Source organism: Mesorhizobium sp. M8A.F.Ca.ET.161.01.1.1, from assembly GCF_004792105.1.
In the GTDB taxonomy this organism is placed as follows: domain Bacteria; phylum Pseudomonadota; class Alphaproteobacteria; order Rhizobiales; family Rhizobiaceae; genus Mesorhizobium.
In genome coordinates this window covers 180,961-199,665 of the sequence record NZ_SRTD01000001.1, presented here as the reverse complement: position 1 = coordinate 199,665, position 18,705 = coordinate 180,961, and the positions used below count along the sequence as shown (strand labels likewise).

The following is an 18,705-nucleotide window of genomic DNA, read 5'->3' as shown; positions in this document are numbered from 1 at the left end:
TGGCGGCGCGCCGGTAGGCGAGGCGTCAGATGCGCTCGCCGTCCTTCACCCGATAGGTCGGCTTGTACATGGTGACGAGCTCTTCTGCCGCGGTCGGATGCACGGCCATGGTGCGATCGAAATCGTCCTTGGTCAGCCCCGCCTTCAGTGGGATCCCGAGCAGCTGCGCCATTTCGCCGGCATCCGGCCCCAGTATGTGGGCGCCGAGAACCTTGCGCGAAGCGCCGTCGACGACCAGCTTGATCAGCATCTTTTCGTCACGGCCCGACAGCGTGTGCCGCATCGGCCGGAAGCTGGCGCGGTAGATTTCGATATCGGCGAAGCGCTTGACGGCTTCGTCCTCCGACAAGCCGACCGTGCCGATTTCCGGCTGCGAGAAGACGGCGGTCGCGATCGTGTCGTGATCGGGCGCGGTCGGATTGTTCTTGAACGCCGTTTCGACGAAGCACATGGCTTCGTGAATCGCCACCGGCGTCAGCTGGACACGGTTGGTGACATCGCCGATCGCCCAGATATTGTCGATGTTGGTGCGGGAAAACCGGTCGACCTTGATCGCACCCGTCGCGGCGGTCATCTCGATGCCTACGCCTTCCAGGCCCATATTCTCGGTGTTGGGGATGCGGCCGATGGCCAGCATCACCTGGTCGACCGTTAGCACCTGCCCGCTCGTGAGCTGCGCGTCGAGCCGCCCGTCCGGCCGCTTGCTGACCGATTCGGAGACGGCATGGCAAAGGATTTTTATTCCCTTCTTTTCCATCGTCTCATGCAGCGTGCGCCGCAGGTCCATGTCGAAACGGCCAAGGATTTCCTTGCCGCGATAGACCAGCGTGGTGTCTACGCCGAGGCCGTGAAAGATGTTGGCGAACTCGACCGCGATATAGCCGCCGCCCTCTATCATGATCGCCTTCGGCAGCTCCTTGAGATCGAAAGCCTCGTTGGAAAAGATACAGTGTTCGTGGCCGGGCAGTGCCGGATGGGCAGCCGGACGGCCGCCGGTGGCGATCAGGATCTGATCGGCGGTGACGGTGCGGTCCTCGCCCAGGAGATGGATCACGTGCGGGTCGACGATCATCGCCCGCGAATGAAAGGTCTCGCCACCCGAGCCCTCGACATTCCTCTTGTAGATCGCTTCCAGGCGGCTGATCTCGCGGTCCTTGTTGGCGACCAGCGTTTGCCAGTCGAAGCTGGCTTCCGGCACCGTCCAGCCATAACCGGCGGCGTCGGCAAAATGCTCGGGAAACTGCGAGGCATAGACATAGAGTTTCTTCGGCACGCAGCCCCTGATGACGCAGGTGCCACCGAAACGGTATTCTTCGGCGATACCGACGCGTTTGCCGAGTGCTGCCGCGACCCGCGCCGCCCTCACCCCGCCGGAGCCGCCGCCGATGACGAAGAGGTCGTAGTCGTAACCGGCCATGAAGCGGCTCCTTGAACGTCGAAAATGTGAGTGACAGGTAGGCCGCAAACCATCAAAAGAAAAGCCCGGACAGGCCGGGCTTTACAGATGGCCGCAAGGGCCGCGTTTGAAATGCAGGATCAGTTCTGCGTGCCGTCGGCGGGAGCCGATCCGTCCGCGGGGGCGGCGCCATCCGCCGGGGCCGCATTGTCTGCCGGAGCGGCGCCATCGGCGGGCGCGGGCGTAGGCGCAGCCACCGCCTTCGCTTTTGCCGCCGCCGCCAGAGTTTCGCCGACCTGCTGGGCAAGATCGCGGGCTACGCCGTTCTGCCAGATGTCGGCGGCCTTGACGAGGTCACGCGTCACGGTCGGGCCGCTGTCGAGCAGCTTCTTGCCGGACTCGGAACTGTAGAAGGCCGCGATGTCGGTGAGCTCCTTTTCGGAAAACACCTTCGCATAGGCAAGAGCCGCTTCCTTCTCGAGGTCCGCGCGGCGCGAGGCCAGCGCCAGCGCCTTCTCGTTTATCGTCTTGCCGATCAGCTCCTGCATGTCAGGGTTCTTCTGGATGAGCTGCGATTCGAGCGCCGCGGCGGCCTGCGGCAGGATGTTGTCGAACGGGTCGGTCGCGTGGATCGCGGCGACCGCGGCGCGTGCGGCCTTCAGATGCGATTCCGTGACGTCCTGCGCGAAGACAGGCGAGGAGAACGCGAAGACAGCCGAAGCCGCCACGAGAACTGAAAGACGGCGAACCCGGTTATGCAACATCATGATCGGTAGAACTCCCTGGTTTTCGGGCGGCATGGACGGTTTGGATACCGTCGCCGCCGGCGATGATGGCCGCTGACGCCAGCCCGATGAAAAGACCATGCTCGACCACGCCAGGAATGGCGTGGAGAGCATTCGAAAGCGCTCTTGTATCCGGAATGCGGCCAAAAGATGCATCGAGGATAAAATGGCCGCCGTCTGTAACAAAAGGCTGGCCTCCCGTCATCCTCAATGTCACCGGACCGGAAAGGCCGAGATTTCGGGCCACCACGGCCACGGCGATCTCGGTCGAGCGCAGGCCGAACTGATTGACTTCGATGGGAAGAGGAAACCGGCCGAGCGTCTCGACCATCTTCGAACGGTCGGCGATGACGATCATGCGCTGCGAAGCCGCGGCCACGATCTTCTCACGCAGCAGCGCACCGCCGCCGCCCTTGATCAATGTCAGCTCACCGTCGACCTCGTCGGCGCCGTCGACGGTGAGATCGAGCTCGGGTGTTTCCTCCAGCGTCGACAGCGGCACACCGAGTTCGCGGCACAGCGCGGCGGTGCGTTCCGAGGTCGGCACGCCGATAATGGTCATGCCTGAGGCAACCTTGTCGGCGAGCAGCCGCACGAATTCCTCGGCAGTGGTGCCGGTGCCGATGCCGAGCCGCATGCCGTCGGTGACATGGGCAAGAGCCGCCCGCGCGGCCTCGACCTTCAATTGCCTCGCATCCATGCTGCTTGCTGCCCCGAATCCTGATGCACGTCGCCCAACAGTGACCTCGGTTTGGGAACGACATGCATGAAACAAAACCCAAGGCGTGTCGCATGGGTCCGTTTCGATGCGACGCGCTTTGGCGTTTGGGCTCCTAGCATTTTTGCTGGCCGGGTCAAAGCCCTTGGCGGCTGCGCCACCAGTTTGCTTGCCTTAAAGCGTCGTAGCCGCTATCGCCTGCCGATGCGCAAACCTGCTCAGGATGGATCATGAGTCGCCCGATCATCGTGTTCGACCTCGACGGAACGCTGATTGACACGGCGCCGGACTTGCTCGACAGCCTCAACCACAGCCTGGCGGCCAGCGAACTGGCGGCCGTCGACGAGGCCGGCTTCAAACGCTTCGTCGGCCATGGCGGCCGGGTGATGATCGAACGGGCGCATGCCGCGCAGCAACGATCCCTCAAGGTTGAGGAGCACGACCGGCTGCTGAAACTGTTCCTTGATCACTACACCGACAACATTCCGGGCAAATCCCGCCCCTACCCCGGCGTGATCGAGGCGATTGCCCGCTTTGAGAAGGCCGGCTATCTGCTGGCCATCTGCACCAATAAATACGAAGCCAATTCGCTGGCGCTGATCGAGGCGCTCGGCCTGACCAGGCATTTCGCGGCAATTGCCGGACAGGATACGTTCGCGTTTCGCAAACCCGATCCGCGCCACCTGATCGAAACCATCAAACTGGCCGGTGGCGATCCGCACCGCGCCTTGATGGTCGGCGATTCGCAAACCGATATCGACACTGCCAAGGCCGCCGGCATTCCTGTCGTCGCCGTCGATTTCGGCTACACCGATCGTCATGTGCGCGAGTTCGAGCCCTCGGCGGTGATATCGCATTTTGATGCATTGACGCTCGATCTGGCACAAGGGCTGATCGGCGCCGCCGCACACTGAGCGCCGGGGACGAAATCTCTCCGGAACGGGCCAGCCGGGACCGCAAATCCGATCTGTGTGAGAACACCAGACACTGCCTTGACTTAACCGGCCGGCCTCCCTTATATCGCGGCTCGCTTGGCCTTCGGGCAACGAGCGGGCGATTAGCTCAGCGGGAGAGCACACCCTTCACACGGGTGGGGTCGCAGGTTCAATCCCTGCATCGCCCACCATCCAACCTGAAGAAATCGTTGGATGTTCGGCCGCAATCAAATTCTCTTGAAAGCTTACTGGCGCGTAGGACAAGGCTTGCTGGCGCGTAAGCAAATGCAGGCCAGTGCAAAATCATGGTCGGAAACTCGACGTTCTAAGTCGTCCGAAAACACGACGGGTTTAGATGTCTTTCGTCGGCGCGGTCACGCTTCTTTTGGGCCAACAGTTCCCTGCCTCCGGAACCAACCAATACACCAGCGAGTTTCCCTCCGTCGAAACCTGAGGGAAAACCATGTCCAGATTTCTGCTGGCGACCAGCGTCGCCGTTCTTCTTACCAGCGGATCGGCCTTTGCCGCGGATGAAGCCCCCCTGCCGCCACCCAATGCCAAGAAGCTGTCGGAGATCATCGCCAAGGTCGAGCAACGCGACGGCTTTCGCTACGTGAAAGAAGTCGATTGGGACAAAGACGGCTACACCGTCACCTACTACACCTCGGACAAGGCAAAAGTCGAAATCGACTTCGATCCTGTGACGGCCGAACCAAAATAAGGTTCGCAGGGACCTCGTCGCCAATGCGCTGCCTCCGAGCATTCTCAGCGACGAAACGCGCGCCCACATTGTCCATCCTGAGGTATGATATGCCTTGGACAAACCTGTTGGCTCGGGGGCTATGATGCGATGTTTCGCTGGAACCTATTTTCTGTCTGTACTCGCCATCGTCACAGCCGACAGCTTCCTTGGCGTTTCTCCCGCGTGGGCCGATGGCCCGTCCTTCGACTGCGCCAAGGCTGCTTTGCCCGCGGAAAAAGCGATCTGTGCCGACCCGCGGCTGTCGGCGATCGATCTGCTGGTTTCGAAGGCGTTCAAGGGATTCGAGCCGGCGTTCGGCGGCGACAAGCGCAGGATTGCCCGCGGGCTGATCGCCGACCGCAATGCCTGCGAGAGCGATACGGCCTGTATCGTCAGCGCCCTCAACAACGCCTTGCAGACCTATGGCAATGCGCCTTCCTGGATCCAGGACTACAACATCGCGCTGATTGGCAAGAAGGCGCTCGAAGCCGCCGGGCGAAACCCCGGGCACGTCGATCAGCCCCTGCCTTCGGCTATCGGCCAATGCGCATCGACGCACATCAAGACGCTTAGCGCCCGGCTCGGCGACGATCCGCTGGAAACGGCCAGTCCCGAAGCGGGCAGCGCGACCACGTTCACCAATGGCGGCGGGGCTGTCTCCTATGATCGCGAGGCCGGCTTGGCCGCCTCGAAGGTCGGAGAACCGGTCGTCATATGCCTGATCTCGATTCCCAGGGACTGCCCCAAGGACGACGACCGTGGCCGGGACTATTATTCCGTCGACCTCGTCTCGAAAGGCTCCTGGGCTCTGCCGGATTCGCAGCATATGTGCGGCGGCGCCTGAACGGCGGGTTTCGTCCGTCCGCGTCGGGCCAAGACGCTGACAGTCTCTGTCTCCCCTTGCGTCAATTCGCCATTGATGGCTGATTGTGGAGTGACCGGGCTTCACGGGGGTGGGCATGTCGACTGCGAAGCACTTGATGAAGCGCGTCCTGATGATGCTCGCCGGCTATTTTGTCGCGATACTGGTTGGCCTGATCGCCGTGGTGGCGATCTATGCCGCGCTGAGCGCCCTGCCCAACGCGCCGGCCTATTTCGACCTCATGGGCGTCTCGCCGATCGCGGCCTTGGTGGTACCGCCCCTCGGCATGTTCATCTATTTCCTGACGGTTGTGGTGACGGCGCCGCAGACGCTGATCTTCGCGCTGATCGCCGAGTTCTTCTCCCTGCGCAACGCCCTGCTGCACATGTTCTTCGGCGCCGCGGCAGCGGCCGGCGGCTTCTTCCTGATCTGGCCGAGCGCGGCGGAGGACGTGGATCTGGAGCGCTGGGCCGACATCGGCATCATAGCCGCCGCTGGTCTTGTGGCCGGGCTGGTCTATTGGCTGATCGCCGGGCGCGACGCCGGTTTCCGGCGCCCGCTGTCGGAGCGTTGACTGTTAGCTCGACGGTGAGCGCACCGCCTCGGTCGCGTCCAGGGCCTGCTTCAGCCGCGAGTCGCGGTCATAGACGTCGCTGAAATACTCGACCTTGCCGGACATGTCGGGCCAGGCGGTGAAATAGGCGACATAGACCGGGATCTTGCGCGTCACATCCTCGGTCGAGTGTCCGTGCTTCAGCTTCTCCGCGATATAGTCGACAGAGGTGCCAAGCACCGCCGCCGCCATTCCGCGCGGATCCTGCAGGCGTACACAGCCATGGCTGAGCGCGCGCATGTCCTGCTTGAAGAATGATTTCTGGGGCGTGTCATGCATGTAGATCGCATGCTTGTTGGGGAACAGGATCTTCAATTCTCCCAGCGCATTGGCCTCGCTCGGCTGCTGGCGCACGCTGTAGGGAATGTTGGCGCCATAATCGCCCCAGTTGATCGCCGACGACGGAATGCGCTTGCCGCGTGAATCCGTCACCTCATAGCCGGCACGGTCGAGATAGCCGGGATCGCCACGCAATCTCGGCAGCATTTCGTTGACGATGATCGACTGCGGCACGCCCCAGTAGGGATGGAAATCGACCTGCTTGATCTGGTCGTAGAAGAAGGCCGTCTGGTTGGTGACACGGCCGACGACGGCGCGTGTCTTCAGCTTTTCCTGGCCGTCGTCGATGTAGCTCGCGGTGAAGGCGGGCTGGTTGATGAAAACACGCGGACTGCCGAGATCGGAAGGCAGCCAGCGCAGTTCCTCCAGCGCCACCTGAACCTTGAGCAGCCTGTCGGCCTTCGACGTCCCCGCCAGCAAGGCGACGGTGCGCGGTCCAATGACGCCGTCGCCCTTCATGCCCTCCTTCTGCTGCACCGCCTTGATCAGCGGGACAAGTTCGGGAACATAGACTTCGCTGGTTGCCAGCCGCGACAGCACCTCGCCATAGGTGCCGCCCATCTCGTCATCGAGATTGCGCGCGATCAGCGACAGGAGCTTCGGCAGTTCGGGGCTGGTTTCGCCCGGCTTCAGCAGCAGTTTCGGATCGACGACGATCTCGTTCTCGGCGCTCGCCTGCAGTGATTCCAGTTCGACGCGCAGCGCCTGGTACTCCGCATTCTGCGGATGGCGCGATTCGAGGTAGGTGCGAACTTCCTGTGTATGCGCCAGTGTTTTCAGCACGCCCACCATGTCGAGCGGCTTGGCCGGGAAATCGTAGTAGCCGGTCATGCGGTTGGGCTCGACACGGCCGCTCTGGGCGTCATGGGCGTAACGCAGGACACGCGCGGAAAGCGCCATCTCGAAACGGACGAGTTCCTTCAACTTGGCTGCGTCGTCCGCCGAGGTCGAACCGAGCGCTGGCACATCGACCGTGTAGTCGGCGGGCGTGAGGCCGTAGCTGGCAGCCTCGCCAAGCACCCGCACGGCATCTTGCGCACGGTTGTTGGGGCTTGTCCCGCCTACCCAAATGAAATCCGGGTTGGCAGAGTAGTAGGCGATCAGCGCCTTGGCGATGTCGGGCTCGGCATAGAGTTCGTAGTCGCTGAGGCCGGCAATGGCATCGTGGAAAGCAGCACCCGTGGCCGAGGGAACGAAAGCGGCATCTTGCGGCGCCGCCGGCTGCGGCGCGGTGGCCAGCGTCGAGAAGTCGACGCGCACCAGTCTGTCGGCCTTGTAAGTATAGTAAGACGGACTGCTGATCCTCGCACCGCCGCCGTCGCCACCGGCCGGCGCCTTCGGCTTGTGCTTTGGCGGAGGAGGCGGAAACTCGCCGTTCGGCTCATGCCTGATGCCGCCGCCGAACAGCATGTCGAAAAGCCCTTGGGCACCTGCCTGAGGCGTGCCGAAAGCCAGCGTCGCCGTAATCGCCACCAGCGGCATCACGGTTGCTTTTTTACCGAGGAAGTTCATGGATCACCCGCTCCGGCCGCAACCGGTTCCCGTTCCGCACGCTAGACCGTCCCGCTAACCGCATGGCGGATGTAAGGCGCGACTATACCGATTCATACCGATTTCGTTAAGCTTTCATAAATTTCGGCGGGCCTGTTGCAGAACGGTTTCACAAGATCGTGACGGCCGGGGCGACCTTTGGGTCGCCCCGGCCGCGGGGATCCCTGCGTCTTCAGGCGTTTGCGCCACCGTCGATGGTCAGCGCGGCTCCGGTGACGAAACGGCCCTCTGGACCTGCGAGCCAGGCAACCATGCCGGCGATGTCCTCCGCCTTGCCGAATCGCGGAGTTGCCATCTTCTTTCGCTGATGTTCGGCGTGCGGGCCGTCGGCCGGGTTCATGTCGGTATCCGTCGAGCCGGGATGGACGACATTGGCGGTGATGCCGCGTGGCCCGAGGTCGCGGGCCAATGCCTTGGTCAGGCCGACCAGCGCCGCCTTGCTGGTCGAGTAGGCTCCCAGGTTGGTGTCGGTGACCCGTTCGGCCAGATTGCTGCCGATCGAGATGATCCTGCCGCCCTCGCCCATGTGTCTTGCCGCCGCTTTCGAGGCGATGAACGGCGCCCTCAGATTGACCGACATGGTTTCGTCGAAATCGGCAAGCGACAGCATATCGATGGGTGCGGCGCGCCAGATGCCGGCACTGTTGACCAGGATGTCGAGCCGGCCGAAGGCGGTCATCGCATCGGCAACCGCCTGGTCTATGGCTTCGGCGTCGCGGTTGTCGGCCTTGATCGCGATCGCGCGACCGCCCTTGGTCTCTATCTCGGCGACGACCGAGCGGGCCTGGTCCTCGCCATGCACATAGGTCAGCGCGACATCGGCCCCCTCCGCCGCGAGCCTTCGCGCGATTGCCGCGCCGATGCCGCGGCTGCCTCCGGTGACGAGTGCCGCCTTGCCGTTCAAATTCCTGGATGCCATCGGTTTCTCCATTTATGTAGTGATTGATACATAAATATCTGCCAGCCTTGCCTGATTGCGTCAACTCATTTATGTATCGATCAACACAGAAATGAACGTCATGTCGGAAAGAGGCCGTCCCCGCACCTTCGATCGAAACGCGGCCCTGCGGCGCGCGATGGATGTGTTCTGGGCCAAGGGCTATGAAGGCGCGTCGATCAGCGACCTCGCGGCGGCGATGGGCATCAATTCGCCGAGCCTCTATGCCGCCTACGGCAGCAAGGAAGCCTTGTTCCTCGAGGCGACGGATCTCTATTCCCGCGTGGAAGGTGCCGATATCTGGCTCGCGCTCGAAGAGGCGCCAACGGCGCGCCTTGCGATCGAGCGGTTCCTGCGTCGGACCGCAAAGGCCTATTCGCAGACCGATCGCCCGCAGGGCTGCCTGATCGCGCTGGGTGCGCTGCACGAAGATTCGAGCCGGGGCGCGATCTGCGCGGATTTGCGGCGCCGCCGCGCCGAGAATCTAACCGCCCTGAAGAAGCGTCTCGAGCGCGGCGTGGCCGAGGGTGAACTGCCTGCCGACTTCAATTGCCGTGCCGCCGCGACCTTTTTTGCAACGGTCCAGCACGGCATGTCGATCCAGGCGCGCGACGGTGCTTCCCGTGCCGCCCTGCTGGCGACGGTGGCCGGGGCAATGGCCGCCTGGAAGACCATGGCCGACACCGCCGAGGCGTGACAAACACCGTTCGTTGTGCTCGAAATTCGACTTGCAAACCTGCGGCCGGGAGGGACGACGTGAAAAAAGGGTATCGCGAACTGCTGGATGAGGCCAACGCCGAGATCGAAGTGGTTTCGCCCGAGGAAGCGGCAGGACTGCTTGAAGACGAAAGCACCATTTTCGTCGATCTCCGCGACCCTCGAGAGATCGAACGTGACGGCAGAATAACCGGAGCCAAGCATGTCACCCGTGGCATGCTGGAGTTCTGGATCGATCCCGAAAGTCCCTACCACAAGCCCTTCTTCGCTTCCGGAAAAAGCTTCGTCTTCTTCTGTGCCGGCGGCTGGCGTTCGGCGCTGGCCACCAAAACGGCGCAAGACATGGGGCTTTCGCCGGTCAAGCATATTCTCGGCGGCTACACGGCCTGGAAGGCAGCCGGATTGCCCGTAGAGCCCGGGGAAAAGAAGAAAGCCTGAATGCCGCTCAGTGGGCCAGCGACGCCCCGCGCTGCGTGGTCACGAAGCCGACGGCGCGTTCGACCACGCCCTTGTCGGCCAGAATGCGGCGATGGCCAAGCCCATCGGCCCAGTGAAGCCGCACATGGTCGCCTGCGCCAGCATAGCGTCGTGCGTGTTCAGCCGGCACTTCACGGTCATCGGGAGCATGAATGACCAGCGTCGGCACGGGCGCCTGGGCGAGCTGGCGGTCACCGGTGAATTCATGCAATGGCCGGCCAGAGAGATATTCAACACGGTCGGCCATGGCGATCTGCGAGCGGGGACCGACATTAAGCATGCGGCTGAAGTCGGCGAAGATTGCCGGCAGCGAGCTCGGTGCCGCGATCAGCACGAGGCGTGCGGCCGCCAGCGGCGGGATATCCTTGACGGAACCGGCAACGGCGTTGGTGGCGACGGCGCCGCCGAAGGAATGGCCGACGGCGGCCACGAACGGCCCGAACCATTCGCCGGCCACTCTGGCGGCTTCGACGGCGTTGACCATGTTCAGGTGCCTGCCCTGCGAATGGCCGTGACCGGGAAGGTCGAGCGAGACGACCCTATAGCCGGCAGCGCGAAAACCTTCGATCAGGGCGCGCATATATTCGGTGCGCGAGCGCCAGCCATGGATGACAAGGACGCTGCCGGCAGGCTCGCGGCCGGGCTCGGGACGAAATTCATGAACCATGACGCAGCCGGTCGCGGTTTTCAGCCGGTGATGCCGCGCCTCGGCCATGAACTCCGCGGCGCGGTCGATGGCGCGGCGCTCGCCGTCAGTCAATGTCCTGATGCTTGGCGTACGGCAGAACAATTCGAAAGCCGCGCGTCCGGTGATGCGCGGCGCGACATGTTCGGCCGCACCAAACACACCGCGGATGACCTTCAGCCCGAATGATGCCATAGTCAGAATCCATCCATACGTTCAAGCATGAACATAATAGTTCAAAGATGAACAATAAACAAGAGCTACCCTGGGACAACCCGCGTTTTCGCAACTGGGTCGCGGTGGCGCGCGCGTGCCATGTGCTGGAGCGCACGCTGGCGGTGAAACTCGCGCCGCTCGACCTGAAGCCAGCGCAACTCGACGTGCTGATGAACCTCTATCGCCATCCCGGCATGTCGCAGCACGACCTTGCCCGCAAGCTGCTCGTCGGCCGCTCCAACATCACCATGCTGTTGCCGCAGCTCGAGGCGCGTGGCCTACTGCGGCGGGAAGGCGATGAGAAGGACAAGCGCATCTTGCGGCTTACGCTGACCGAAGGCGGCGAGGCGCTGCTGATGCAGGCGCTGAAAGTGCATATGGCGCTGATCGAGAAGGCGATGAGCCAGTCGACGCCGGAACAATGCGACATGATCGGCGAGCAGATGCGCAAGATCTATGACGTGCTGAACGAGGCGTGATCGGCCTTTCCGCCCTCAACTCACTACCACATCGATTTTTTAGCCCGCTCCGGCCATTCCCTGTCGTAGGTTTCGCCGTCGATATTCTTGCGGCTGGTGATTTCCAGGATCTTTCCGGGTGTCGGCAGCGATTTCGGATCGACATGCCTCTCCGGATTCCACAGTTCCGACCGCACGATCGCCCGGGCGCACTGGAAATAGACCGAATCGACATCGATCACCGTGACCGAACGCGCCGGCTTGCCGTCGACCATGAACGACGCGCACGACGCCGCATCCGTGGTGATATGCGCCCGGCCATTGATGCGCAGCGTCGTACCGGAGCCCGGCACCAGGAACAGCAGGCCGACGCGCGGGTCGCGGATGATGTTCTTCAACGAATCGGCACGGTTGTTGCCGCGCCGGTCCGGCATCATCAGCGTTTTCGCATCGACGATACGCACGAAACCCGCGAGATCGCCGCGCGGCGAACAGTCCAGCCCTTCCGGACCGCTGGTCGCGAGCGCGACGAACGGGGACGCTTCGATAAAGGCGGCGTATTCGGGAATGACATGGTCGAGTTCCTTGATCACGGAGGCTTCGCCGGGCAGTCCGTAAAGGGCTTCGAGTTGTTCTACTGTGGTGATGACCGACATTTTCCGTCTCCCGATCCGCCGCCCCTACGCCCGACACGTGACGTTTTGACGACGCAATGGCGGCTAACGATCGCGGCTCAGGCCCTTCTCGGCGAGTTCCGCGAGATAGACGCTCCAGCGTGCGTCCTTCTCGTGGCCGAGCGTGTGCAGGTAATTCCAGGTGAAGATGCCGGTGTCATGGAAATCATCGAAGGTGATGCGCACGGCGTAATTGCCGACCGGTTCGATCTTCAGGATGGCCACATTGCGTTTGCCGGGAACCGTCACCCTTTGTTCCGGCGAATGACCCTGCACTTCCGCGGAAGGCGACGCCACGCGCAGCAATTCCGCCGGCAGCTCGAACGGCTGGTGGCCCGGAAACGTCACGGTGAGCAGCTTGCGGTCCTTCGAGACCCTCAGTTCTTTCGGCGCCGTCATGGTCGATCCTGCTTGAATTCCCCTTCCCTACGCTGCTTCGCTCCGTACGCAAAGGCGTCAACGGTGTCCGACACGCAATGTCGGTCGGGGAATGTTACCAAAGATCAAGGCAAGCTATCTTGAATGGCGGGCTGGATCGTATCACATAGCTGTATATAACGACGCCGTTAACGGCCACGGAAACGCTCGAACATGAACATGATCGACCCCTTCGGTCGCACGATCAGCTATCTCAGAGTGTCGGTCACCGACCGCTGCGATTTCCGCTGCACCTATTGCATGGCCGAGGATATGGCCTTCCTGCCCAAGAAGGACCTGTTGTCGCTGGAAGAACTCGACCGGCTCTGCACCGTGTTCATCGAAAAGGGAGTCAAACGGTTGCGCCTCACCGGGGGTGAGCCGCTGGTGCGCAAGAACATCATGCACTTGGTGCGCCAGCTTTCGCGGCACCTTGAAAGCGGCGCGCTGGAAGAGCTGACGCTGACCACCAACGGCTCGCAGCTTTCGCGCTTCGCCGCCGAACTCGCCGATCGTGGTGTCAAGCGCATCAACGTTTCGCTCGACACGCTCGATGCCGACAAATTCCACGCCATCACGCGCTGGGGCAATCTCGGCAAGGTCATGGCCGGCATCGACGCGGCTCAGGCGGCCGGATTGAAAGTCAAGCTCAATGCGGTGGCGTTGAAGGATTTCAACGACGTCGAACTGCCCGAGATGATGCGCTGGGCGCATGGCCGCGGCATGGACCTGACCGTCATCGAGACCATGCCGATGGGCGAGATCGACGCCGACCGCACCGACCAGTATCTGCCGCTGTCGCTGCTGCGCGCTTCGCTTGAGCGCCAGTTCACGCTGACCGATATCCCCTTCAAGACCGGTGGCCCGGCCCGTTATGTCCATGTCGCCGAGACCGGCGGAAAACTCGGCTTCATCACGCCGATGACGCATAATTTCTGCGAAAGCTGCAACCGGGTCAGGCTGACCTGCACGGGCACGCTCTATATGTGCCTTGGCCAGGAGGATGCGGCCGATCTGCGCGCGCCGTTGCGCGCGTCCGAAGGCAACGAACTTGTCGCTGACGCCATAGACGAAGCCATCGGCCGCAAGCCGAAAGGTCATGACTTCATCATCGACCGCCGCACCAGCCGCCCTTCGGTGTCACGCCATATGAGTGTCACGGGCGGCTGACCTTCTCGTCTGTCTGTGCAAGAATTGCCCCGCAATCATCGGCTTCGGGTCAGACATGCGGTGGCTCTATTCAATCGTGACATCGCTAGCCGTGGTCTCGGCGACCACCGCTATTGCCGCGCAATCCACCTATGTGAACGAGCGCTTCGGCACCGTCTGCACCTTTCCCGGCGATATCTTCACCGATCGCCAGCCAGAGCCTGAAAATGGCGACGGCCAGATGTGGCTAAGCGCGGACGGCGCCAGCCTGACCTGCTCCGGCATATTCAATGTCGATGACGACACGCCGAAGGGGTTCATTGCCGGCGAAAAGGCGAGCGATGAACCAGGGTACGAAGTCACCTACAGCAAAGCAAGGACTGGGCGGTGCTGTCGGGCGTGAAGGATGGAAAGATCTTTTATGAGCGGCGGCTGTTTGGCAGGGATGGCGTCATCCGCACGGTCTGGATCGATTATCCGCCGGCGCTGAAATCGAAATATGACCTGTTGGTCGGCGTCATCGCCGGCAGCCTCAAGGGGCCATGAGCCGTAGGCGGCCATCAGCATTTTAGCCACACCGCAAACAAAATCTTTGTCCGCAAATATCCGTCTGATTTACTGGTGACGGTTTCCCGCCTAGCCTCCGTTCCGTAGCGGTTCTTCGCTTTCTCGGGGGATTACATCATGCGCGAACTTCTTCTTTCCTTCGCCCTGCTCGGCCTGGCCGCCCTGCCCGCGGCTGCCCAGTCGATCGGCGGCACTTACACCGTCGCCGGCACCAATTTCGACGGTTCGGCCTATGATGGCGAAGCCACCATCACACTGACCAGCGGGACCACCTGCGCGATCCATTGGGAGACGGGCGGCTCGTCTTCGGATGGCATCTGCATGCGCAACGACAATGCATTCTCCGCCGGCTACGTCATGGGCAAGGATATCGGCCTCGTCGTCTACAAGGTCGAGGATGACGGGTCGCTGCATGGCCTGTGGACCATCGCCGGCAAGGACGGCAACGGCACCGAGGTGCTGACGCCGAAGAAATAGACGTCGCCTCGGCTGTACAAGTGTCGGGAGACGACGCCGCCTTCCGACCGAATTCGTGCCTGATCCGGGATGATTTCACGCCGGCGACGATGGGTATCCGGTGCTGGCCCAGCCCTTTGCCATTGCTGTTTCGTGGCGGGCTGTTACAGGCTTGCTTGCTCAGGCAATCGGTAGGTGTCTTGCCCCTTTCCCCAAATCTTCGCGGCGCGTTGTTCATGGTGGTGGCGATGGTTGGCTTCACGCTCAACGACGCCATTACCAAATACTCTTCACAGTCGATGAACATGGCGCAGGTCATGCTGATCAGAGGGGCGTTCGCCTCGCTCTTCGTCGGCCTGCTGGCCTGGCAACGTGGCGCGCTTTTCCAGCCTCGCCTGATGCTGCAGCCACTGGTGGCGATCCGTGTGCTGAGTGAAGCGGGCGCTACCGTGTCCTTCCTGGTTGCGCTCGCGCATTTGCCGATTGGCAGTGTTTCGGCCGTCTTGCAAGCGCTGCCCCTGGCGGTGACGATGGGCGCGGCGCTGTTTTTCGGCGAAACGGTCGGCTGGCGGCGCTGGCTGGCGATCGCTATCGGTTTTGCCGGGGTCATGATCATCGTGCGGCCGGGTTTCGAGGGCTTCAGCGTTTACTCGCTGGTGGCGCTGGCATCCGTCGCGTGCTGCACGGTGCGGGACCTCGCCACCAAACGCATCCCCCAGGCCATCCCGACGATGCTGGTCTCGACCGCCACAGCGCTTGCCATGACCGTCGTCGGCGCCTTCCTGTTGACGCCGATGGGTGGCTGGACCCCGATGACCGGCAAAGGCACGGCGCTGCTGGCATTGGCCGCGGTGCTGGTGCTGATCGGCTATCAATTCATCATCATGGCGATGCGTTCGGGCGAGATCTCCTTCATTGCGCCGTTCCGCTACACCGCGCTCCTCTGGTCGATCCTGCTTGGCTTGATCATCTTCGGTGACGTGCCGGACATGCCGATGATCGCCGGTGCGGCAATAGTCGTCGGCTCGGGTCTCTATGCGCTTTATCGCGAGCGCATCGTCGGTCGGCGAAGGATCGTCGCCGAAAGCACTGGGCCGGCCATGGCGCCGGACGGAATCTAGCCGCGCCCGTGGGTAATGCATCAGTTTGAAAATGGCGGGCCTTGAATATGTTGTGTGAAAAAGGCAGTTATCCCTAGCTCTGGCGGGGCGATGCGGCTCGATACGCCATCTGGACATCAAGCCCTAGGATGTCGCACCCTCTTCTTGGAACAAGGGGGAGATCTGCAATGGCCAGCAAAGTCAGGGCTATCTCAGCTTACACTGCCAAGGATTATCCTCGCATCCGCCAGCTTCCTGGTGCCGTTGACATGCGGGCGACTTGGGAAGAGTGGCACGCCGATTTCGAAGCTTCCAAGGCGGAACGGCTACACCGCCGCGACTTCACCCACGCCAAAGTCCTCATAAGACCCGGCAAGTTCAAAGCGTGGCTAGACGAAAACTCACTCTCGGCCTCGGAACATGCGAGACAACTCTACGCTCAGGAGCGCCTGGATTCAAAGCGGGCAAGGGAGGAAGGGCGCCGCGAGTTGGAGCAAGTGCTAATCGTCTCACAACGGCAAATGTTATCCTATTTTCGGCCGCCACGGCTCCGCGTGGCGCACCATAAGCCCATGCCCAAAGGTCCGGTCGGCTTTATCTATGCGGCCATAGCCGGATTGTACCTCGCGTGGCTGGCTCATCATTGGCTTGGTTGAAGGCCTCGCGCGCGTAAAGCGCCGGATTTCAAACTGATGCACTACCCGCCCGTGAAGTCGCTTGCGATTTCACGGGTTGGCGTACAGGCTGGGCAGAATGAATCGGGATGTCGCAGGGATCATTCTGGCGGGTGGCCAATCGAGACGGATGGGCGGTGGCGATAAAAGCCTTTTGCCGCTTGGCGACGGCTGTGTGCTTGACCAGATCCTGTCGCGGCTTGGCCCGCAGTTCGAGACCCTGGCGCTTAGCGCCAATGGCGACCCAGCGCGGTTCGCCCGGTTCGGGCTACCGGTACTTGCCGATACCGTCGAAGGCTTCGCCGGGCCGCTTGCCGGAATTCTTACCGGCCTCGAATGGGCCGCTGCCGGCACGCCTTGCAAGGCGATCGTCACCGCTGCCGGCGACACGCCTTTCCTGCCGCTGGATCTCGTCGACCGTCTGGCGGCGGCAGCCGGTGAACGTCCCGGTTCGATCGCGGTCGCTTTCTCGGCAGGCAGGCAGCACCCGACCTTCGCGCTATGGCCGGTCGGATGCCGCGACGCCTTGCGGCATTTCCTGGTCGATGAGCACAACAAGCGGGTTTCGGCCTTCATCGAACGGCACGGCCATGTCGAGGTCGAATTCCCGATCCTGCAATCCGCCGGGCAATCCATCGACCCTTTCTTCAACATCAATGTGCCGGACGATCTTGCCCAGGCCGCACGCCTGTTGCAGAGCATGACGTCATGAACAGACGCGTCTTCGGCATCACCGGCTGGAAAAACTCCGGCAAGACCACACTCACCGAGAAGCTTGTCGCCGAGCTCGTGCGGCGCGGCTGGAAGGTATCGACGGTCAAACACGCCCACCATGATTTCGACATCGACAAGCCAGGCGCGGACAGCTTCCGCCATCGCCAGGCCGGCGCCACCGAGGTTGCGATCGTGTCAGGCAATCGTTGGGCGTTGATGCACGAGTTGCGCGGCGAGGATGAGCCGCCGCTGGACGCTATCCTCTCGCGGCTCGCCCCATGCGACATCGTGCTGGTGGAAGGCTACAAGCGCGAACCCCACCGCAAGATCGAAACGAGGCGACTGGAAGCAAAGGAGCGGACGCCGCTTGCGGCGGGTGATCCCAATATTGTCGCCATCGCCGCGGATTTCGCCATCACCGGCCAGAGCTTGCCGGTGTTCGACCTCGACGACACGAAATCCATAGCCGACTTCATCGAGCGAACGACCGACCTCGTTGCTTGAGAAGTAACGTAACGGCAGAAGCCCATTGCCGATTTTGGCGGTTTTGCAGTTGCTTTTTTCTTGGAAAGAGTGGGAGTATCGGCCCAGCGGGCGGTCAAAAGCACCGCCCCACAGAGCCGTTTCGGAACGACGGCCGGGACCATAAAGAGAGGACTATCATGCGTATTGCACTGCGTATCGCGCTCGCCGCATCGGCTGCGCTGCTGACGCTCGGCGTAGCCCAGGCCCAGGAAAAGACCCTGAGGATCGGCACCGAGGGCGCCTACCCCCCATTCAACAACCTCACCGCCGATGGCCAGCTTGTCGGCTTCGACATCGACATCGCCAAGGCGCTTTGCGATGAGATGAAGGTCAAGTGCACCTTCGTGGCCCAGGATTGGGACGGCATCATTCCCGCACTTCAGGCCGGCAAGTTCGACGCCATCGTCGCCTCGATGTCGATCACGCCGGAGAGGAAGGAGAAGGTCGACTTCTCGCACAAATACTACAATACGCCGTCCGCAATCGCCGTGCCGAAGGATTCGCTTCTGAAGGGCGTGACCAAGGAAGACCTCGCCGGCAAGAACATCGGTGTGGCCACCACGACGACGCATTTCAACTATGCCTCGAAGACCTACACCGACAGCACCGTCAAGGGCTATCCGAGCAGCCCCGAGGAGCAGGCAGATCTTGCCAATGGCCGTCTCGACGCCATCGAGGACGATATCGTCGTGCTGCAGCAGTGGCTTGATTCGCCAGACGGCGCCTGCTGCAAGATCCTCGGCCAGCCCTCGCCGCAACCGGTCGAAATCTTCGGACCTGGCGCCGGCATCGCCGTTCGCAAGGGCGATACCGACTTGGTCAACAAGCTGAATTCCGCCATAGACGCCATCCGCGCCAACGGAAAATATAAGGAAATCAACGACAAGTACTTCAAGTTCGACGTCTACGGCGCCGAGTCCTGATAGTCTGTTGCCAAGGCGGCAGGGGTCCCCTGCCGCCTTGTTCATCTCGGGAGCGCCGTGGGGTAAGACCAGTCA

24 protein-coding genes and 1 tRNA gene are annotated in these 18,705 nt (G+C 62.2%); 17 read left to right on the top strand and 8 right to left on the bottom strand.

What is annotated here, in order from left to right:
• Positions 1-25: 25 nt before the first annotated feature.
• The 3 genes from gor to rpiA form a co-directional block, all read right to left on the bottom strand.
• Entirely contained in the window at positions 26-1,417 is a 1,392-nt protein-coding gene (gene gor, locus EN804_RS01020; RefSeq protein WP_135918498.1) for a glutathione-disulfide reductase, read from the bottom strand.
• 119 nt (positions 1,418-1,536) lie between these two features.
• Positions 1,537-2,163 carry a DUF2059 domain-containing protein gene (locus EN804_RS01015; protein ID WP_135864805.1) on the bottom strand — a complete coding sequence of 209 codons (627 nt, stop codon included), beginning with the start codon at positions 2,161-2,163 and terminating at the stop codon, positions 1,537-1,539.
• Entirely contained in the window at positions 2,150-2,881 is a 732-nt protein-coding gene (gene rpiA, locus EN804_RS01010) for a ribose-5-phosphate isomerase RpiA (RefSeq protein ID WP_135918497.1), read from the bottom strand. Before rpiA ends, EN804_RS01015 begins: the two co-directional genes overlap by 14 nt.
• A gap of 248 nt (positions 2,882-3,129) precedes the next feature.
• On the opposite strand from rpiA, the gene EN804_RS01005 reads away from it, so the two are divergent.
• The 5 genes from EN804_RS01005 (at position 3,130) to EN804_RS00985 (ending at position 6,012) form a co-directional block, all read left to right on the top strand.
• Positions 3,130-3,813 carry a phosphoglycolate phosphatase gene (locus tag EN804_RS01005; RefSeq protein ID WP_127280103.1) on the top strand — a complete coding sequence of 228 codons (684 nt, stop codon included), beginning with the start codon at positions 3,130-3,132 and terminating at the stop codon, positions 3,811-3,813.
• Between the two features lie 137 nt (positions 3,814-3,950).
• Positions 3,951-4,025 (top strand) — tRNA-Val (locus tag EN804_RS01000).
• A 272-nt stretch (positions 4,026-4,297) separates the two neighbouring features.
• The gene (locus EN804_RS00995; RefSeq protein WP_127280102.1) at positions 4,298-4,555 is read left to right on the top strand and encodes a PepSY domain-containing protein; all 258 of its coding nucleotides are present in this window, start codon (positions 4,298-4,300) and stop codon (positions 4,553-4,555) included.
• A gap of 121 nt (positions 4,556-4,676) precedes the next feature.
• Entirely contained in the window at positions 4,677-5,420 is a 744-nt protein-coding gene (locus EN804_RS00990) for a lysozyme inhibitor LprI family protein (protein ID WP_135918496.1), read from the top strand.
• 115 nt (positions 5,421-5,535) lie between these two features.
• Positions 5,536-6,012, top strand: a complete 477-nt coding sequence (locus EN804_RS00985; RefSeq protein ID WP_135864800.1) for a hypothetical protein — start codon at positions 5,536-5,538, stop codon at positions 6,010-6,012.
• Positions 6,013-6,015: 3 nt separating this feature from the next.
• Here the strand turns inward: EN804_RS00985 and EN804_RS00980 are convergent, their stop codons facing one another.
• Positions 6,016-7,902: a murein L,D-transpeptidase gene (locus EN804_RS00980; protein WP_127872444.1), complete on the bottom strand. Its 1,887-nt coding sequence runs from the start codon at positions 7,900-7,902 to the stop codon at positions 6,016-6,018.
• 211 nt (positions 7,903-8,113) lie between these two features.
• Positions 8,114-8,860 carry a 3-oxoacyl-ACP reductase family protein gene (locus EN804_RS00975; protein ID WP_127872445.1) on the bottom strand — a complete coding sequence of 249 codons (747 nt, stop codon included), beginning with the start codon at positions 8,858-8,860 and terminating at the stop codon, positions 8,114-8,116.
• Positions 8,861-8,960: 100 nt separating this feature from the next.
• Between EN804_RS00975 and EN804_RS00970 the strand changes: the two genes are divergently transcribed.
• Both EN804_RS00970 and EN804_RS00965 read left to right on the top strand, forming a co-directional pair.
• Entirely contained in the window at positions 8,961-9,575 is a 615-nt protein-coding gene (locus EN804_RS00970) for a TetR/AcrR family transcriptional regulator (RefSeq protein ID WP_135864798.1), read from the top strand.
• 59 nt (positions 9,576-9,634) lie between these two features.
• A complete protein-coding gene (locus EN804_RS00965; protein ID WP_135864795.1) occupies positions 9,635-10,033 on the top strand; it encodes a rhodanese-like domain-containing protein in 399 nt (132 codons plus the stop codon).
• Positions 10,034-10,040: 7 nt separating this feature from the next.
• Here the strand turns inward: EN804_RS00965 and EN804_RS00960 are convergent, their stop codons facing one another.
• Positions 10,041-10,952, bottom strand: coding sequence for an alpha/beta fold hydrolase (locus EN804_RS00960; RefSeq protein WP_127872448.1), 912 nt, complete (start codon positions 10,950-10,952; stop codon positions 10,041-10,043).
• A 47-nt stretch (positions 10,953-10,999) separates the two neighbouring features.
• On the opposite strand from EN804_RS00960, the gene EN804_RS00955 reads away from it, so the two are divergent.
• Entirely contained in the window at positions 11,000-11,452 is a 453-nt protein-coding gene (locus EN804_RS00955) for a MarR family transcriptional regulator (protein WP_127279942.1), read from the top strand.
• Positions 11,453-11,475: 23 nt separating this feature from the next.
• Here EN804_RS00955 and EN804_RS00950 read toward each other — a convergent pair whose 3' ends face one another.
• Complete coding sequence (locus tag EN804_RS00950; RefSeq protein WP_127279943.1) at positions 11,476-12,087, bottom strand: pyridoxamine 5'-phosphate oxidase family protein; 612 nt, start codon at positions 12,085-12,087, stop codon at positions 11,476-11,478.
• Between the two features lie 63 nt (positions 12,088-12,150).
• Positions 12,151-12,504, bottom strand: coding sequence for a DUF971 domain-containing protein (locus EN804_RS00945; protein ID WP_135915939.1), 354 nt, complete (start codon positions 12,502-12,504; stop codon positions 12,151-12,153).
• A gap of 192 nt (positions 12,505-12,696) precedes the next feature.
• On the opposite strand from EN804_RS00945, the gene moaA reads away from it, so the two are divergent.
• From moaA to EN804_RS00905, 9 genes are all read left to right on the top strand, one after another.
• On the top strand, positions 12,697-13,692 hold the full coding sequence (gene moaA / locus EN804_RS00940) for a GTP 3',8-cyclase MoaA (RefSeq protein WP_127279945.1): 996 nt from the start codon (positions 12,697-12,699) through the stop codon (positions 13,690-13,692).
• Positions 13,693-13,783: 91 nt separating this feature from the next.
• The gene (locus tag EN804_RS37850) at positions 13,784-14,074 is read left to right on the top strand and encodes a hypothetical protein (protein ID WP_246693335.1); all 291 of its coding nucleotides are present in this window, start codon (positions 13,784-13,786) and stop codon (positions 14,072-14,074) included.
• Positions 14,071-14,217, top strand: coding sequence for a hypothetical protein (locus EN804_RS37845; protein WP_246693334.1), 147 nt, complete (start codon positions 14,071-14,073; stop codon positions 14,215-14,217). The genes EN804_RS37850 and EN804_RS37845 overlap by 4 nt, the downstream gene beginning before the upstream one ends.
• Before the next feature lie 138 nt (positions 14,218-14,355).
• Positions 14,356-14,715: a hypothetical protein gene (locus EN804_RS00930; protein WP_127279947.1), complete on the top strand. Its 360-nt coding sequence runs from the start codon at positions 14,356-14,358 to the stop codon at positions 14,713-14,715.
• A gap of 179 nt (positions 14,716-14,894) precedes the next feature.
• Entirely contained in the window at positions 14,895-15,815 is a 921-nt protein-coding gene (locus EN804_RS00925; protein ID WP_135864790.1) for a DMT family transporter, read from the top strand.
• A gap of 167 nt (positions 15,816-15,982) precedes the next feature.
• Entirely contained in the window at positions 15,983-16,450 is a 468-nt protein-coding gene (locus EN804_RS00920) for a hypothetical protein (protein ID WP_135918495.1), read from the top strand.
• Between the two features lie 97 nt (positions 16,451-16,547).
• Positions 16,548-17,180, top strand: coding sequence for a molybdenum cofactor guanylyltransferase MobA (mobA, locus tag EN804_RS00915; protein WP_135918494.1), 633 nt, complete (start codon positions 16,548-16,550; stop codon positions 17,178-17,180).
• Entirely contained in the window at positions 17,177-17,686 is a 510-nt protein-coding gene (gene mobB / locus EN804_RS00910; RefSeq protein ID WP_127279909.1) for a molybdopterin-guanine dinucleotide biosynthesis protein B, read from the top strand. The genes mobA and mobB overlap by 4 nt, the downstream gene beginning before the upstream one ends.
• Before the next feature lie 158 nt (positions 17,687-17,844).
• The gene (locus tag EN804_RS00905) at positions 17,845-18,630 is read left to right on the top strand and encodes an ABC transporter substrate-binding protein (protein ID WP_135918493.1); all 786 of its coding nucleotides are present in this window, start codon (positions 17,845-17,847) and stop codon (positions 18,628-18,630) included.
• Positions 18,631-18,705 lie beyond the last annotated feature (75 nt).

What these genes read in the sequence shown, in the direction of transcription:
- EN804_RS00990 (WP_135918496.1), top strand. Translation starts at nt 4,677, where the DNA reads ATGATGCGATGTTTCGCTGGAACCTATTTTCTGTCTGTACTCGCCATC.
- EN804_RS01005 (WP_127280103.1), top strand. Translation starts at nt 3,130, where the DNA reads ATGAGTCGCCCGATCATCGTGTTCGACCTCGACGGAACGCTGATTGAC.
- EN804_RS00980 (WP_127872444.1), bottom strand. Translation starts at nt 7,902, where the DNA reads ATGAACTTCCTCGGTAAAAAAGCAACCGTGATGCCGCTGGTGGCGATT.
- gor (WP_135918498.1), bottom strand. Translation starts at nt 1,417, where the DNA reads ATGGCCGGTTACGACTACGACCTCTTCGTCATCGGCGGCGGCTCCGGC.
- EN804_RS01015 (WP_135864805.1), bottom strand. Translation starts at nt 2,163, where the DNA reads ATGATGTTGCATAACCGGGTTCGCCGTCTTTCAGTTCTCGTGGCGGCT.
- EN804_RS00955 (WP_127279942.1), top strand. Translation starts at nt 11,000, where the DNA reads ATGAACAATAAACAAGAGCTACCCTGGGACAACCCGCGTTTTCGCAAC.
- EN804_RS00920 (WP_135918495.1), top strand. Translation starts at nt 15,983, where the DNA reads ATGGCCAGCAAAGTCAGGGCTATCTCAGCTTACACTGCCAAGGATTAT.
- mobA (WP_135918494.1), top strand. Translation starts at nt 16,548, where the DNA reads ATGAATCGGGATGTCGCAGGGATCATTCTGGCGGGTGGCCAATCGAGA.
- EN804_RS00995 (WP_127280102.1), top strand. Translation starts at nt 4,298, where the DNA reads ATGTCCAGATTTCTGCTGGCGACCAGCGTCGCCGTTCTTCTTACCAGC.
- EN804_RS00975 (WP_127872445.1), bottom strand. Translation starts at nt 8,860, where the DNA reads ATGGCATCCAGGAATTTGAACGGCAAGGCGGCACTCGTCACCGGAGGC.
- EN804_RS00960 (WP_127872448.1), bottom strand. Translation starts at nt 10,952, where the DNA reads ATGGCATCATTCGGGCTGAAGGTCATCCGCGGTGTGTTTGGTGCGGCC.
- EN804_RS00985 (WP_135864800.1), top strand. Translation starts at nt 5,536, where the DNA reads ATGTCGACTGCGAAGCACTTGATGAAGCGCGTCCTGATGATGCTCGCC.
- EN804_RS00905 (WP_135918493.1), top strand. Translation starts at nt 17,845, where the DNA reads ATGCGTATTGCACTGCGTATCGCGCTCGCCGCATCGGCTGCGCTGCTG.
- EN804_RS00950 (WP_127279943.1), bottom strand. Translation starts at nt 12,087, where the DNA reads ATGTCGGTCATCACCACAGTAGAACAACTCGAAGCCCTTTACGGACTG.
- mobB (WP_127279909.1), top strand. Translation starts at nt 17,177, where the DNA reads ATGAACAGACGCGTCTTCGGCATCACCGGCTGGAAAAACTCCGGCAAG.
- EN804_RS00945 (WP_135915939.1), bottom strand. Translation starts at nt 12,504, where the DNA reads ATGACGGCGCCGAAAGAACTGAGGGTCTCGAAGGACCGCAAGCTGCTC.
- rpiA (WP_135918497.1), bottom strand. Translation starts at nt 2,881, where the DNA reads ATGGATGCGAGGCAATTGAAGGTCGAGGCCGCGCGGGCGGCTCTTGCC.
- EN804_RS00970 (WP_135864798.1), top strand. Translation starts at nt 8,961, where the DNA reads ATGTCGGAAAGAGGCCGTCCCCGCACCTTCGATCGAAACGCGGCCCTG.
- moaA (WP_127279945.1), top strand. Translation starts at nt 12,697, where the DNA reads ATGAACATGATCGACCCCTTCGGTCGCACGATCAGCTATCTCAGAGTG.
- EN804_RS00930 (WP_127279947.1), top strand. Translation starts at nt 14,356, where the DNA reads ATGCGCGAACTTCTTCTTTCCTTCGCCCTGCTCGGCCTGGCCGCCCTG.